Raw genomic sequence first — 14,867 nt, forward strand, 5'->3', positions numbered from 1 at the left:
GAGCGCCGGTTCGCGTGAAGAAGACCACTCCTTCGTGGCGGGTGAGCCGGTGGTGCGTAGGGTCGTACTCATGAGTACGAATGCCGATCCGCTGGTGGCCCTGGGCGCGCTGCCCGGCGTCCCCGACTCCGTGGACTCCGTGCGCAAGGCCGTCGACCGGGTCTACGGCCACCGGGTCATGCGGCGCCGCAGCAATGAGGTCACCGCCGAGGCTGCGCTGCGCGGCGCGCGGGGGTCCGCGGCGCTGTCCGGCGCCGAGTGGGCTCTGGAGGAGGTCCGCAGGCGCAGCGACTTCGGCGGCGAGGGCGACGCCCGCGTGATGGGCGCCGCGCTGCGGCTGACCGCCGAGGCGGGGCAGCTCCTGAGCATCTGGCGGCAGTCGCCGCTGCGGGTCCTGGCGCGCCTGCACCTGGTCGCCGCGGCCGACGCCGACGAGGCCGCGGGCCGCCCGCGACTCGCGGGTGAGCCGGTCGAAGAGCCGCTGATCGAGCTGGAGTTGCCGGACGCGAAGGAGGTGGCGGGCCGCCTCGAAGGGCTCGCGCAGCTCGTCATCGCGGGGAGCTCGGCACCGGCCCTGGTGACGGCGGCCGTGGTGCACGGCGAGCTGGCGGCCCTGCGCCCCTTCGGCTCGCACAACGGCCTGGTGGCACGCGCGGCGGAGCGCATCGTCCTGGTGGGCAGCGGTCTCGACCCGAAGTCCATCTGCCCGGCCGAGGCGGGCCACGCGGAACTGGGGCGCGCGGCCTACGCGGGTGCCTTGGAGGCGTACGCGTCCGGCACGCCGGAGGGCATGGCCGCCTGGATCGCCCACTGCGGCAAGGCGGTTGAGCTGGGCGTCAGGGAGTCGACGGCGGTGTGCGAGGCGCTTCAGCGCGGCGCGGCGTGAGGGCCCGGGGCGGGGGTGCCGCCTGAGTGGCGGGCCCTGAACAGGGTTGCGGCGGTACGAGAATTCGTACCGCCGCTGGCATGTTCACCGGGTTACCAAGCGTCCTCGAATATTTGCCCATCAGGTCGGGACTTTGCCCGTCACCTGGTGCGGCTGGCCCGTAATCGACGGGTCGACGTCGCGTGGGTGCTCGATGTTCATGCTTCGGTCCGTGGGGCCAATCATTGCGGTTAAAGGTAATCCTCTCGGATGTCCTTGGTCTCGCGGGCCGTTGACTCCTTTGTACTCCTGTCCTGGGGTAAGCGGAAGCCCTGGCTGCACTTCTTTACTTTTAGGTTCAAACAAGGGTGAATCGGACAAGGGTTTCCGGCCGCCTCCTGGATGCCGGTCAGTCACCGTCCCCTGGAGGCCCGGTCGCGGTCTCCAGGAGGTCAGCCGGCGGCCGCGCGTCGGCGGCTGGCGAACCAGACGAGGCCCGCGGTGGCCGCCGCGGCGCCGACCGCGGCCACTGCGACGAGCGCCGGACGGGGTGGCGCGGGCAGCCGCTGCTTGAGCCGCACCGGGCGGTGGAAGTCGAGAATCGGCCACCCGCGCGCGAGGGCCTCGCGGCGCAGCGCCCGGTCCGGATTGACGGCATAGGGGTGGCCGACGGACTCGAGCATCGGCACGTCCGTGACCGAGTCGCTGTAGGCGAAACAGCGCTCCAGGTCGTACCCCTCCGACTCGGCGAGCTCCCGCACGGCCTCCGCCTTGGTGGGTCCGTACGCGTAGTACTCCACCTCGCCCGTGAAGCAGCCGTCGTCGCCGACGACCATGCGCGTGGCCACCACCCGGTCCGCGCCGAGGAGTTCACCGATCGGCTCGACCACCTCGGCACCCGAGGTGGAGACGATGACGACGTCGCGTCCTGCGGTGTGGTGCTCCTCGATGAGGGAGGCCGCCTCGTCGTAGATGATCGGGTCGATCAGGTCGTGCAGCGTCTCCGCGACGATCTCCTTGACCTGCTCCACGTTCCAGCCGCGGCACAGCGAGGACAGGTACGAGCGCATCCGCTCCATCTGATCGTGATCGGCGCCGCCAGCGAGGAACACGAACTGGGCATAGGCGGTCCGCAGCACCGCCCTGCGGTTGATCAGCCCGCCTTGGTAGAACGACTTGCTGAACGTCAGAGTGCTCGACTTCGCAATGACCGTCTTGTCCAGGTCAAAGAACGCGGCTGTGCGGGGCAAGGAGTGGTTTTCCACGAGCCTGAGCATAGGCGCCCACCATTCGGCGTAAGCTGAGGCGCGTGGGTTTGCCTGAGAAGGCTCTCGGGTACACCATGGAAGTCACGGATCGTTCGCGACCGTGCTAACCCGGTCTGGCTCCTCCCCCCCCGAGTCGGACCGAGGGGACGACCCCCGCTCTCCCCCCCGGCGGGGGTCGTCGCATGTCCGGGTGGGTTTTCTCCTCTCATTCCTGATCTTGTCTGATCGCCGGGGCCTTTCGTTTGCCCGAACGGCGCCGATGCCGCGCGTCCAAGATCCGTCACTGTGCGTAAGCGTGGGGCTGCGCTGTGGAAGTCGTTCGAGGCGTCACCGGTATGGGTGAAGGAGATATTCACAGCCAGCGCCTTCTCCACAGTTATTCACCAAGATCCACACGATTTCCGGGATCGCAGCACGCTTGATTCCGCTCGTGAAGTTCATGGCCGGATTCCATTGGCCGGTCTTCGCGTAGGCGGATCCGGATGCGCACAGGCGCGCATTCGAAGGACTTGCAGCGAGAGGGGGGCAAAGATCGTGGCTGGAGTCATTGCGTGCGACACGCCGCCGCCGTCCGAGGGACACGCCGGCGGACCATTGATCGTCACGGAGGACGTGGATCTGCTGGACGACCTGCTGCGGCTGTGCGCCGCGGCGGGGGCGCGCCCAGAGGTGCACCACGGCGTGCCGGAGCGCGGCGGGGGATGGGAGGCCGCCCCGCTCGTCCTGGTCGGGGACGACGCGGCGGACCGGGTGCGCGGGGCCGCACGGCGGCGCGGAGTCGTGCTCGTGGGGCGGGATCAGGATGATTCGGGCGTCTGGCGGCGGGCCGTGGAGATCGGCGCGGACGACGTGCTGATGCTGCCGGACGGCGAGCAGTGGCTCGTGGACCGCATCGCCGACGTCGCCGAGGGCGTGGGGCGGCCCGCGCTCACCGTCGGCGTCATCGGAGGCCGCGGCGGCGCCGGGGCCTCCACCCTGGCCTGCGCCCTGGCCGTCACGGCGGCGCGCGCCGAGCGGCGCACCATGCTGGTCGACGCCGACCCGTTGGGCGGCGGGCTCGACGTGCTGCTCGGCGGAGAGGCCGCCGAAGGGCTGCGCTGGCCCGCCTTCGCGCAGTCGCGGGGCCGCGTCGGCGGCGGCGCCCTGGAGGAGTCCCTGCCCGCGCTGCACGACCTGCACGTCCTGAGCTGGGACCGCGGCGACACTCCGGCCGTCGCGCCGGAGGCCGTGCGGGCCGTCCTCGCCGCCGCCCGCAGGCGCGGCGGCGTCGTGATCGTGGACTTGCCGCGCCGGGTCGACGAAGCGGTGGCGGAGGCCCTCGCACAGCTCGACGTCGGCCTGCTCGTCGTGCCGGCGGAGCTGCGCGCGGTCGCCGGAGCCCGGCGGGTGGCGTCCGCGGTGAGCATGGTGCTGCGCGACCTGCGGGTCGTGGCCACTCCCGGACCCGGCGCGTCGGGCGGCGACAGGCTGGACGCGGACGAGGTGGCACGGCTGCTCGGCCTCCCTCTCGTCGGCGAACTGCCCTGGGAGCACGGCCTCCTGACGGCACAGAGCGGCGGACGGCCGCCCGGCGGCACGACGCGCGGGCCCCTCGCCCGGTTCTGCGGGGCCTTCTGGGAGCGGCTTCCCGCCGAGGCCGGAGGGGGCGTATGAGCGCGGTCGTGGGCGCCCGGATGCTCGACGGAGTGCGGCAGTGGCTCGCGGCCAACGGCACCGAGCCCACCCCGGCGCGGGTCGCCGAGGCACTGCGGGCACAGGGCCGGGTCCTGGGGGACACCGAAATCCTCGGCGCGGCCGAGCAGTTGCGCTCGGAACTGGTGGGCGCGGGCCCGCTGGAGCCGCTGCTCGCCGACCCGTCGGTGACCGACGTGCTGGTGTCCGCGCCGGACCGCGTCTGGGTGGACCGCGGCGGCGGCCTGGAACTCACGGACGTCTCCTTCCGGGACGCGGCGGCCGTGCGGCGCCTCGCCCAGCGGCTCGCGGCCGTGGCCGGCCGGCGCTTGGACGACGCGCGGCCCTGGGTGGACGCCCGGCTGCCGGACGGCACCCGCCTGCACGCGGTACTGCCGCCGGTCGCCGTCGGCTCCGCGTATCTGTCGCTCCGGGTCGTGCGGCCACGCGCCTTCACGCTCGCGGAGCTGGTCGCGGCGGGCACGGTTCCGCCCGGCGGCGAGCGGGTGCTGCGCAGGCTGCTCGACGCCCGCCTCTCTTACCTCATCAGCGGCGGAACGGGCAGCGGCAAGACGACGCTCCTGAGCACCCTGCTCGGCCTGGTCGGGCCGGGAGAGCGCATCGTCCTCGCCGAGGACTCCGCCGAACTGCGCCCCGAGCACCCGCACGTGGTGCGCCTGGAGGCCAGGCCGGCGAACCAGGAGGGAGTGGGCTTCGTCGGCCTGGACGACCTGGTGCGCCAGGCACTGCGGATGCGCCCCGACCGGCTGGTGGTGGGCGAGGTGCGGGGCGCCGAGGTGGTGCACCTGCTGGCCGCTCTGAACACGGGCCACGAGGGCGGCTGTTGCACGGTGCACGCCAACGCCGCCGCGGACGTACCGGCCCGTCTGGAGGCGCTGGGCACGGCCGCCGGGCTCGACCGGGCCGCGCTGCACAGCCAGCTCGCGGCCGCCCTGTCGGTGGTCCTCCACCTCGCCCGCGACCGGGCGGGGCGGCGCCGGATCGCCGAGGTGCAGGTGCTGGAGCGCGGCGCTTCGGGCCTGGTGGCGACGGTGCCCGCGCTGCGCTGGGGCGAGCGGGGCTTCGTCAAGGAGCGCGGCTGGCCGCGGCTGAGCGCATTGCTCGGGGGCCGGGGTGACCGGAGCGACCAGGGCGACCGGGTTGATTGGGTCTCTCGGGGTGAGGGGGCATGAGCGCGGCGGCGGTGTGCGGTGCCGCCCTGTGCGCGGGCGGCTCGGTGTGGCTGCTCGGCGGGCGGGCTCGGGCCACTCGGGGGCTGCGGCGGGCTCGGGCACTGCTCGCGGTGGGCGGCCCGGCGAAGACGCCCAGGTGGCAGCGGGGGCTCACGTGGGCGCGTGGGCGCCTGGGGTACGAGGTCTGGGTCCTGGTGGCCGGGGCGGCCGTAGGGCTGCTGGGGGACTCCTTCCTGCCCCTCCTCGCGGGGGCGGTCGGCATGCCCCTCGCGGGCCGGGTGCGACGGGCCCGGGAGGCGCGCCAGGAGCGGGAGCGGCGGGCCGACGCGGTCATCGCGCTGTGCGGGGCGTTCGCCGGTGAGGTGCGGGCGGGGCGGCAGCCCGGGCAGGCGCTGCGTACGGCCGCGGAGGCCGGTGAGGGGACCGGCCGGGGGCTCGGCGGGGCGCGGACCGGGGTGCTCGCGGCGGCGCGGTTCGGTGGGGACGTGCCCGCCGCGCTGCGGGAGGCGGCCCGCGATCCGGGTGCCGAAGGTCTCCTCGGGCTCACGGCGTGCTGGCGGGTCGCGGTGGACCGGGGCGCCGGTCTCGCGGCGGGCCTGGACCGCCTCGAAGCGGCGCTCCGCGCGGAGCGGGACCAACGGGCCGACCTGCGCGCGCAGTTGGCGGGCGCCCGGTCGACGGCCTTGATGCTCGCCGGACTTCCCGTCCTCGGCCTGCTGATGGGCGTCTCTCTCGGGGCCGACCCGCTGCGGGTGCTGTTCCACACCGGAGCGGGTCTCGGCTGCCTGCTCGTGGGCGGAGTGCTGGAGGGCGCGGGCGTGTGGTGGGCGCTGCGGATCATGCGGAAGGCGGAGGGGCGATGAGGGGCGAGTTCAGCCGCTTGCCGGGTCTGTCCGGCCCGTCGGGCGTGTCCGGCTCATCGGGCCTGTCCAGCCCCTCGGGCTCGTCCGGAGTGCCGGGCCTGTTCGGTGACGCCGGGGTTTTCCACAGGCTGGGGGTTGTCGTGTGGTCGGTGACGGCTCTGGTGTGGCTGGTGCTGACGGTGGCGGCGGCACGGCGTGAACGTGTCGCGGGGCGGCGGGTCTTGGCCGTGCTGGGTGCCGGGGGTCGGCCGGGGCGGTTGTGGGGACTGGGGCGCGGCAGCGGGCCCGGGGAGCCCGGGGAGCGGGGGTGGCTCGGGCGGTGGGATGGTGCGCTGACCGGGCGGCGGGAGCTTGCGCGGAGGTGGCTCACGGTCGCCGCCGTGGCGGGTGCCGGGTGGGCGTTCGTCGGCGGGGTCGCGGGATGCGTGGTCGGCGTGATCGTCGGGTGCTGCGTGTGGCGAATGCGGCTCGGCGGTGACCGGGAGGCGGAGGTCGATGCTGCCCGAGCTGCAGAGCAACTACCGCTCGCGGCAGATTTGTTGGCGGCCTGCGTGGCCGCAGGGGCCGGGCCTGTCGTGGCGGCGCAGGCCGTGGGCGAGTCCTTGGGCGGTCCCGTGGGGGACCGGCTCGCGTGGGGCGCGGCGCAGGTGCGGCTCGGCGGCGCACCGGCGGACGCGTGGCGGCAGGTCGGCGAGATACCGGGTGCCGGAGGACTGGCCCGCCTCCTCGAACAGACCGCCGAGTCCGGCGCCCCCGCGGCGGGACCCGTCGCCCGCATCGCCGCGGACTGCCGTGCCGAACAGGGGCGCACGGCGACAGCCCGGGCCCGGCGTGCCGCGGTCCTGATGACGGCACCGGTGGGGCTGTGCTTTCTGCCCGCGTTCATCGCGGTCGGGGTGCTGCCGGTGGTGATCGGGCTGGCCGGGGGCCTGATGGGCGGGGTGTGAGGTGGCCTGCCCGGCGGGGGCGGCCGCGGTGGGCAGCGGCAGGTCTCCGGGACATGCGGATGGCTGGGCGAAATGTCGTACGGCCGGCAGGACATCGCGGGGTGCGGGGGCCGGCCTGTTCGTGCCCCGGGGTACCGACCTTGACCAAGCAATTTCAAGCAACTTCAAGCACGGAATCACTGAACACGAGCACTGAACAACTGACGGAAATTCCATGGGGGTTGGCATGAGGGGACAGGTGCGTGCGCGCGCTCGGCTGTACGTGGCGCGGATGGCGCGATGGATGCGGTGGGAGCGTCCGGGTCGGACAGGGCGTACGGGGCGGCTCGCGCCCCGGGGGTGGACGGTGCCCCGGGGGTGGGCGGCGCGTCGGATGCCCGGGGTCGCGAGGGATGTCGGAATGGTGACCTCGGAGTACGCGATGGGGATCATCGCGACGGTCGCGTTCGCCGGGCTGCTCTACAAGGTCGTGACGAGCGGCCCGGTCAAGGCGGCTCTGCAGGCGGTGGTGGAGGGGGCGCTGGATGTCCAGTTCTGAGGGGCGCCGCGCCCGGCGTGACGGCGGGTACGTGACGGCGGAGGCAGCCGTGGTGCTGCCGACGCTGGTGCTCTTCACGATGGCGCTCGTGTGGGCCCTGCTGGCCGCGTCCGCGCAGATCCAGTGCGTGGACGCGGCCCGGGCGGGGGCCCGCGCCATGGCCCGCCAGGACCCGCGGGGCACCGCGGTCGCGGCGGCCCGGCAGGCGGCCCCGCGCGGCGCGAGTGTGGCGGTGAGCCGGGACGGCGACCTGGTCCGGGTGGAGGTCGTGGCGCGGTCGCCGGGCCCGAGGGCGCTGGGGCTCGGGTTGCGGCTGCGAGCGGAGGCCGTGGCGATGGCGGAGGAGACGGTGGGGGTGGGGACGTGAGAAGCGGTCGGGGGGACGGCGCGAGGGCTGGGCCGGGGCGCGGAGGTGTGCGTGGGCCCGAGGCGCAGGCCGATCGGGGCGCGGCGACGGTCTGGGCTGTGGTGGCGATGGCCGTGCTGTGCGCGATCACCGGGGCCGTGCTGGCGATGGGGCAGGTGACGGTGGCTCGCCATCGGGCGGGCGGCGCGGCCGACCTGGCGGCGCTGGCGGCGGCGGACCACTGGACGGAGGGCCGTGCGGGGGCGTGCGCCCGGGCCGACCGGGTGGCGCGGGCGCAGGGTACGCGGATGGTGCGGTGCGAGGTGGTGGGGGAGGTGTCGGAGGTCACGGCTGCGGTGGAGGTCGGGCCGTTCACGACGGAGGTTAGATCGCGGGCGGGTCCTGCGGGTCCTGCGGGTCCTGCGGGTCCTGCGGGTCCTGCGGGTCCTACAGGGCCAGCGGGTCCTGCAGGGCCAGCGGGGTCAGCGGGGTCAGTGGGTTCTGTGAGGCCAACGGGTTCTGTGGGGCCAACGGAGTCGGCAGGGTCAGCGGGGTCCACGGGATCCGCAGGGCTGACGAGGTCAACCAGGCCGGCGGAGCCCGTGGTGCCTTCGGGGTCTGCAGAGTCCGCGGGGTCCGAGAGGTCTGCGGGGTCTGCGGGGTCCGCGGAACATTCGGAGGCTTCGGAGGCAATGGGATCCCCGGGGGCCACAGGGCCTGTGGGGCCGACCGGTTGGGCCAGGCCGCCCACGGCTTCGGTCAACGCCCCCGGCGAGGATGCCTCAGCCCGTAGGGGCGTCCTTCAGGAGGGTGGTGAGGAGGCGTACCGCGCCGCGCTTGTGCAGTGGGTCGTTGCCGTTGCCGCACTTGGGGGACTGGACGCAGGAGGGGCAGCCGGCGTCGCACTCGCAGGAGGCGATGGCCTCCAGGGTCGCGGTGAGCCAGGGGCGGGCGGTGTGGAAGGCGCGCTCGGCGAATCCGGCGCCGCCGGGGTGGCCGTCGTACACGAAGACCGTCGGCAGCAACGTGTCCGGGTGCAGGGGCACCGAGACACCGCCGATGTCCCAGCGGTCGCAGGTGGCGAAGAGGGGCAGCATGCCGATGGAGGCGTGTTCGGCGGCGTGCAGGGCGCCGCCGAGGATCTCAGGGTTGATGCGGGCGGCGTCGAGCTGGTCCTCGGTGACCGTCCACCAGACCGCGCGGGTGCGCAGGGTGCGGGGCGGCAGGTCCAGCTTGGTCTCGCCGAGCACTTCGCCGGTGATGAGCTTGCGGCGCAGGAAGGAGACGACCTGGTTGGTGACCTCGACGGAGCCGTAGCAGAGGCGGCCGGGGCCCCAGGGGATCTCGGTGTCGGTCTCGAGGACGGAGATGGCGGTGGTGTCGCGGGCAGTGGTCGAGTACGGCGGGACGGCCTCCTCGACGAGGGCGACGGAGTCGTCGAGGTCCAGGCGGCGGACGAGATACGTGCGGCCCTGGTGGAGGTGGACGGCGCCCTCGTGGACGGTCGAGTGCGCGGCGGAGGCGTCGACGGTGCCGAGCAGCCTGCCGGTGCCCTCCTCGACGACCTGTACGGGCCTGCCGCCCTCGCCGCGGATGTCCGCGAGGTCGGCGGCCCGCTCACGACGGGTCCAGTGCCAGGCCTTCGTGCGCCGGCGCAGCAGCTTCGCGGCCTCGAGCTGGGGGAGCAGTTCCTCGGTGGCCGGGCCGAAGAGCTTGAAGTCGTCGTCGGTGAGCGGGAGTTCCGCGGCGGCGGCGCAGAGGTGGGGCGCGAGGACGTACGGATTGTCGGGGTCGAGGACGGTCGACTCGACGGGCCGGTCGAAGACGGCCTCGGGGTGGTGGACGAGATAGGTGTCCAGCGGGTCGTCGCGGGCGATGAGCACCGCGAGCGCGCCCTGGCCGGAGCGTCCGGCGCGGCCCGCCTGCTGCCACAGGGAGGCGCGGGTGCCGGGGTAGCCGGCGATGAGGACGGCGTCCAGGCCGGAGACGTCGATGCCGAGTTCGAGGGCGGTGGTGGCGGCGAGGCCGAGGAGTTCGCCGGAGTGCAGGGCCTGTTCCAGGGCGCGGCGTTCCTCGGGGAGATAGCCGCCGCGATAGGCGGCCACGCGCCGGGCCAGGGAGCGGTCGACCTCGGCGAGGCGTTCCTGGGCGATGACGGAGATCAGTTCGGCGCCGCGCCGGGAGCGTACGAAGGCGACGGAGCGTACGCCCTGGACGGTCAGGTCGGTCAGCAGGTCGGCGGTCTCGGCGGTGGCGGTGCGGCGGACCGGGGCGCCCTTCTCGCCGTGCAGTTCGGTGAGCGGCGGCTCCCAGAGGGCGAAGACGACCTCGCCGCGGGGTGAGGCGTCGTCGGCGACCTCGGTGACGGGCAGGCCGGTGAGGCGTTCGGCGGCGACGGCCGGTTCGGCGGCCGTGGCGGAGGCGAGGAGGAAGACGGGGTCGGAGCCGTAGCGGGCGCACAAGCGGCGCAGGCGGCGCAGGACTTGGGCGACATGGGAGCCGAAGACGCCGCGGTAGGTGTGGCACTCGTCGATGACGACGTAGCGCAGGGCGCGCAGGAAGGAGGACCAGCGGGGGTGGGACGGGAGTATGCCCCGGTGCAGCATGTCGGGGTTGGTCAGGACGTAGTTGGCGTACTGACGTACCCATTCACGTTCTTCGACGGGGGTGTCGCCGTCGTACACAGCGGGCCGCACCGCCGTGCCCAGGGGCGCGGCCAGGGCACGCACGGAGCGGCGCTGGTCGGCGGCCAGGGCCTTGGTGGGGGCCAGGTACAGGGCGGTGGTGCCGCGGCCGTTGGGTGCCTCGGAGCCGTCGAGGAGGGCCGACAGGACGGGTGTGAGATATGCCAAGGACTTGCCGGACGCGGTGCCGGTGGCGACGACGACGGACTCGCCGTCCAGCGCGTGCTCGGCGGCGAGTGCCTGGTGGGCCCACGGGTGCTCGATTCCGGCCGCTTGCACCGCCGCGACCACCTCCGGGCGAATGCGATCGGGCCACACTGCATACCGGGCCGCACGCGGGGGCAGGTGCTCCGTATGAGTGATGCGCGCAGCTCGGCTCGGCCCCGCGGTCAGCCGGTCGAGGACCGTCTGCGGGGAGACGCGGTCCGGGGTGTCCGCCGAGGGTCCTCCGGCAGGAGAAAAGTTGGCCATCGGCACCGAGTGTGTCACCGGCGGGATGGACAATGGTCCGAAGGCGTCGTGCACGCCTGCCGGTAAGTGATTGAATGCCATCGCGGCTGGCGATCCGTCCCGAGGGCGTGGGCCGAGGTGTCCCGAGGGGCGACCGCTCGATAGCAAGGTGCTGGAGGATCCGTGGACCTGTCTCTGTCGACCCGTACCGTCGGCGATCGTACGGTCGTCGAGGTCGGTGGCGAAATCGATGTTTATACCGCGCCCAAGTTGCGCGAGCAGTTGGTCGAGTTGGTGAACGACGGCAGTTTCCATCTGGTCGTCGACATGGAGAGCGTGGACTTCCTCGACTCCACCGGACTCGGCGTGCTGGTCGGCGGCTTGAAGCGGGTGCGTGCCCATGAGGGCTCGCTGCGTCTGGTGTGCAACCAGGAGCGCATTCTCAAGATCTTCCGTATCACCGGACTGACCAAGGTGTTCCCGATCCACACCTCGGTCGAGGAAGCGGTCGCGGCCACCGACTGAGTCGGTCGACGACCGAGCAGGAGTCCGGCTGCGGCCTGACGTCCCGGGCCTCGGCCCGGGGTTTCGGGCCGCAGGACCGGAAGTGGCAGTACGGCAGGGGGCCGGGCCGACGGCCGGGCCCCCTGACAGCACGCGTGTATGTCCGAGGGGGATGCATGGCCACCGTTGAACTCCGCTTCAGCGCGCTGCCCGAGCACGTCCGGACCGCCCGCCTGGTGGCGGCGGCGGTGGCGCGCAGGGCCGGAGTGGACGAGGCCGTCCTTGATGAGGTCAGGCTCGCCGTCGGCGAGGCGTGCACCCGTGCCGTGGGTCTGCATCAGGCGGCCGGTGTTCCCGCTCCCGTGCGGGTCTCGTTGATCGAGGAGGAGAAGCAGTTCTCCATCGAGGTCGGCGATGAGGCTCCGCGCTCCGCGCCCGGGGAACGGGCTCCCGGTTCCCCCGGGGAGGACCCCGAGGCCGAGGGGGAGGACGAGATGGGGCTTGCCGTCATCAGTGGGCTTGTGGATGACGTGGAAGTGACCGCCGGGGAGAACGGTGGGTCCATCCGGATGACTTGGCCCACCACTACGTGACGTTGGGCCCTCTGCCTGTGCCGTGACGTTTTTGGGCGCTGGTCCCGTGCGTGACGTGGTTCGCCGCCGCTTCGGCGTGCCCGCTGGGCTTTGTCCCCCGCCCGCCCACCCCTTCCAGGGCTTCGCCCTGTGCCCTGCGCGGGCTCCACATGGGGCTTCGCCCCTCTCCCCCCTTGTCGGCCTTCGGCCTCGTCCTCAAACGCCGGACGGGCTGGAAACCCTCGGCCGCCTGACGGGCTGAAGCCAAGCTCCTCCCGCCCCGCGGGACCGTTCGTTTATCGGTGTGGGGCGTTCGGGGTTTTCTTTAATGTGACTAGTGGGCCCAGGGGCCAGAAACCCCCGTGATCAGGAGCCGATCTCGGCGTCAACGCGGGCGTCAATGCTTTTGGAGCATTACCGCTTTCGGGGTCAAAGTTTGGGCGCGATCATTTGCGGACACGCACTTGCGCGCCAATTCCGTTTGCGGCGCACTGTTTTGATCAGGTCAGGCTCCCTACAATCCGTCCACATCTTGAGCTCAGCCCAAGCGTCAAGGAGGACGAATGGCGGGGCTTTCTACCCCTCATCAGCTTGACCACCCCTCAACCCTCGCAGCAGCGGTACTGACCGACGACAACCGCCTCATCGTGATGGTCATCGCGGCCGTCGCGATCGCGGCGCTCGCGCTCGCCTGGGTCCTGGTGCGCCAGGTACTCGCGGCGGGCGAGGGCACCGACAGCATGAAGAAGATCGCGGCAGCGGTCCAGGAAGGCGCGAATGCCTATCTGGGACGGCAGATGCGCACCCTCGGTGTTTTCGCCGTCGTGGTGTTCTTCCTGCTCCTGCTGCTGCCCGCGGACGACTGGAATCAGCGGATCGGCCGCTCGATCTTCTTCTTGATCGGTGCGGCGTTCTCGGCGACCACCGGCTATATCGGTATGTGGCTCGCCGTACGCAGCAATGTGCGCGTGGCCGCGGCCGCGCGGGAAGCGACACCGGCGGAAGGCGAGCCGGAAAAGGATCTCACCGCCGTCTCGCACAAAGCCATGAAGATCGCTTTCCGTACGGGCGGCGTCGTCGGCATGTTCACAGTGGGGCTCGGTCTGCTCGGCGCCTCCTGTGTGGTGCTCGTGTACGCGGCCGACGCACCCAAGGTCCTCGAGGGCTTCGGCCTCGGGGCAGCGCTGATCGCGATGTTCATGCGTGTCGGAGGCGGCATCTTCACCAAGGCCGCCGACGTCGGCGCCGACCTGGTCGGCAAGGTCGAACAGGGCATTCCGGAGGACGATCCGCGCAATGCCGCGACCATCGCCGACAACGTGGGCGACAACGTCGGCGACTGCGCCGGGATGGCCGCGGACCTCTTCGAGTCGTACGCCGTCACGCTCGTCGCCGCGCTGATCCTCGGCAAGGCGGCGTTCGGTGACGCCGGACTCGCGTTCCCGCTGATCGTTCCGGCGATCGGCGTGATCACCGCCATGATCGGGATCTTCGCGGTGGCGCCACGGCGTTCGGACCGCAGCGGCATGTCCGCCATCAACCGCGGCTTCTTCATCTCCGCGGGGATCTCGCTGGCGCTCGTCGCGGCCGCCGTCTTCGTCTATCTCCCGTCTTCGTACGCGGACTTGGACGGAGTCACGGACGCGGCGATCCTCGCCAAGAGCGGCGACCCGCGGATCCTCGCGGTCATCGCCGTCGCCATCGGCATCGTCATGGCCGCGCTGATCCAGCAGCTCACCGGCTACTTCACCGAGACCAACCGGCGTCCCGTCAGGGACATCGGCAAGAGCTCGCTGACGGGACCGGCCACGGTCGTGCTCGCGGGCATCTCCATCGGTCTCGAATCGGCCGTCTACACCGCGCTGTTGATCGGTCTCGGCGTGTACGGGGCGTTCCTGCTCGGCGGTACGTCGATCATGCTCGCCCTGTTCGCGGTGGCCCTGGCCGGCACCGGCCTGCTCACCACGGTCGGCGTCATCGTCGCCATGGACACCTTCGGGCCGGTCTCCGACAACGCGCAGGGCATCGCCGAGATGTCCGGCGACGTCCAGGGCGCGGGCGCGCAGGTCCTCACCGACCTGGACGCCGTCGGCAACACCACCAAGGCCATCACCAAGGGCATCGCCATCGCCACGGCGGTGCTCGCGGCCTCGGCGCTCTTCGGGTCGTACCGGGACGCGATCGCCGAGGCGGCGGACGACGTCGGGCAGAAGCTCGGCGACGGCGCTCCGATGAACCTGGTGATGGACATCTCACAGCCCAACAACCTGGTGGGCCTGATCCTCGGCGCCGCGGTCGTGTTCCTCTTCTCGGGGCTCGCGATCAACGCCGTGTCCAGGTCGGCAGGGGCCGTGGTCTACGAGGTGCGGCGGCAGTTCCGCGAGCACCCCGGGATCATGGACTACACGGAGAAGCCGGAGTACGGGCGCGTCGTCGACATCTGCACCAAGGACGCGCTGCGCGAGCTGACCACGCCCGGACTGCTCGCCGTGCTCACACCGATCGCGGTGGGCTTCAGCCTCGGCGTCGGCGCGCTCGGCTCGTTCCTCGCGGGCGCGATCGGCACCGGCACGCTGATGGCGGTGTTCCTCGCCAACTCCGGTGGCGCGTGGGACAACGCCAAGAAGCTCGTCGAGGACGGCCACCACGGCGGCAAGGGCAGCGAGGCCCATGCCGCGACGGTGATCGGTGACACGGTCGGCGACCCGTTCAAGGACACCGCGGGCCCGGCGATCAACCCGCTGCTGAAGGTGATGAACCTGGTGGCGCTGCTCATCGCGCCCGCGGTGGTCAAGTTCAGCTACGGCGAGGACAAGAGCGTGGGGATGCGGGTGCTGATCGCCGTGCTCTCCATCGCCGTCATCGTCGGGGCGGTGTACGTGTCCAAGCGGCGCGGGATCGCCGTGGGCGAGGACGAGAACCCGGGCAAGATCGCCAATTCGGCGGACCCGGCGGTGGTTTCGTGA

Annotated in this window: 12 protein-coding genes and 1 pseudogene; 11 read left to right on the forward strand and 2 right to left on the reverse strand. The window is 72.4% G+C overall.

The genetic code is table 11. The features are described 5' to 3' along the window. Positions 1 to 70 precede the first annotated feature (70 nt). On the forward strand, positions 71 to 886 hold the full coding sequence (locus IEY91_RS35705; protein ID WP_189177135.1) for a Fic family protein: 816 nt from the start codon (positions 71 to 73) through the stop codon (positions 884 to 886). Positions 887 to 1,317: 431 nt separating this feature from the next. On the opposite strand, the gene IEY91_RS35710 is transcribed toward IEY91_RS35705, so the two are convergent. Next, positions 1,318 to 2,142: an HAD family hydrolase gene (locus IEY91_RS35710; protein ID WP_164322385.1), complete on the reverse strand. Its 825-nt coding sequence runs from the start codon at positions 2,140 to 2,142 to the stop codon at positions 1,318 to 1,320. A 525-nt stretch (positions 2,143 to 2,667) separates the two neighbouring features. Here IEY91_RS35710 and ssd point away from each other — a divergent pair. From ssd to IEY91_RS35745, 7 genes and pseudogenes are all read left to right on the forward strand, one after another. Continuing rightward, on the forward strand, positions 2,668 to 3,786 hold the full coding sequence (ssd, locus tag IEY91_RS35715; protein WP_189177136.1) for a septum site-determining protein Ssd: 1,119 nt from the start codon (positions 2,668 to 2,670) through the stop codon (positions 3,784 to 3,786). After that, on the forward strand, positions 3,783 to 4,997 hold the full coding sequence (locus IEY91_RS35720; RefSeq protein ID WP_189177137.1) for a TadA family conjugal transfer-associated ATPase: 1,215 nt from the start codon (positions 3,783 to 3,785) through the stop codon (positions 4,995 to 4,997). Before ssd ends, IEY91_RS35720 begins: the two co-directional genes overlap by 4 nt. Continuing rightward, the gene (locus IEY91_RS35725; RefSeq protein WP_189177138.1) at positions 4,994 to 5,860 is read left to right on the forward strand and encodes a type II secretion system F family protein; all 867 of its coding nucleotides are present in this window, start codon (positions 4,994 to 4,996) and stop codon (positions 5,858 to 5,860) included. The genes IEY91_RS35720 and IEY91_RS35725 overlap by 4 nt, the downstream gene beginning before the upstream one ends. Continuing rightward, the gene (locus IEY91_RS35730; protein ID WP_189177139.1) at positions 5,857 to 6,807 is read left to right on the forward strand and encodes a type II secretion system F family protein; all 951 of its coding nucleotides are present in this window, start codon (positions 5,857 to 5,859) and stop codon (positions 6,805 to 6,807) included. The genes IEY91_RS35725 and IEY91_RS35730 overlap by 4 nt, the downstream gene beginning before the upstream one ends. A gap of 400 nt (positions 6,808 to 7,207) precedes the next feature. Next, on the forward strand, positions 7,208 to 7,345 hold the full coding sequence (locus tag IEY91_RS35735; RefSeq protein ID WP_373288093.1) for a DUF4244 domain-containing protein: 138 nt from the start codon (positions 7,208 to 7,210) through the stop codon (positions 7,343 to 7,345). Beyond that, entirely contained in the window at positions 7,332 to 7,712 is a 381-nt protein-coding gene (locus tag IEY91_RS35740; RefSeq protein WP_189177141.1) for a TadE family type IV pilus minor pilin, read from the forward strand. The genes IEY91_RS35735 and IEY91_RS35740 overlap by 14 nt, the downstream gene beginning before the upstream one ends. A 47-nt stretch (positions 7,713 to 7,759) precedes the next feature. Further along, positions 7,760 to 8,107 (forward strand): annotated as a pseudogene (locus IEY91_RS35745) (Rv3654c family TadE-like protein); the annotation flags it as partial. Positions 8,108 to 8,473: 366 nt separating this feature from the next. Here IEY91_RS35745 and sftH read toward each other — a convergent pair. Next, a complete protein-coding gene (sftH, locus tag IEY91_RS35750) occupies positions 8,474 to 10,927 on the reverse strand; it encodes a DEAD/DEAH box helicase (RefSeq protein ID WP_189177142.1) in 2,454 nt (817 codons plus the stop codon). A gap of 81 nt (positions 10,928 to 11,008) precedes the next feature. Here sftH and bldG point away from each other — a divergent pair, with 81 nt between their 5' ends. The 3 genes from bldG (at position 11,009) to IEY91_RS35765 (ending at position 14,867) form a co-directional block, all read left to right on the forward strand. Further along, positions 11,009 to 11,350 (forward strand): anti-sigma factor antagonist BldG, encoded by a 342-nt coding sequence (gene bldG / locus IEY91_RS35755; protein ID WP_164322372.1) that lies wholly within the window; start codon positions 11,009 to 11,011, stop codon positions 11,348 to 11,350. Between the two features lie 155 nt (positions 11,351 to 11,505). Continuing rightward, entirely contained in the window at positions 11,506 to 11,922 is a 417-nt protein-coding gene (locus IEY91_RS35760; protein WP_164322370.1) for an ATP-binding protein, read from the forward strand. Between the two features lie 542 nt (positions 11,923 to 12,464). After that, positions 12,465 to 14,867, forward strand: coding sequence for a sodium-translocating pyrophosphatase (locus tag IEY91_RS35765; RefSeq protein ID WP_164322369.1), 2,403 nt, complete (start codon positions 12,465 to 12,467; stop codon positions 14,865 to 14,867).

Origin of the sequence: Streptomyces lasiicapitis (assembly GCF_014646335.1) — a bacterium.
Classification (GTDB): Bacteria; Actinomycetota; Actinomycetes; order Streptomycetales; family Streptomycetaceae; genus Streptomyces; species Streptomyces lasiicapitis.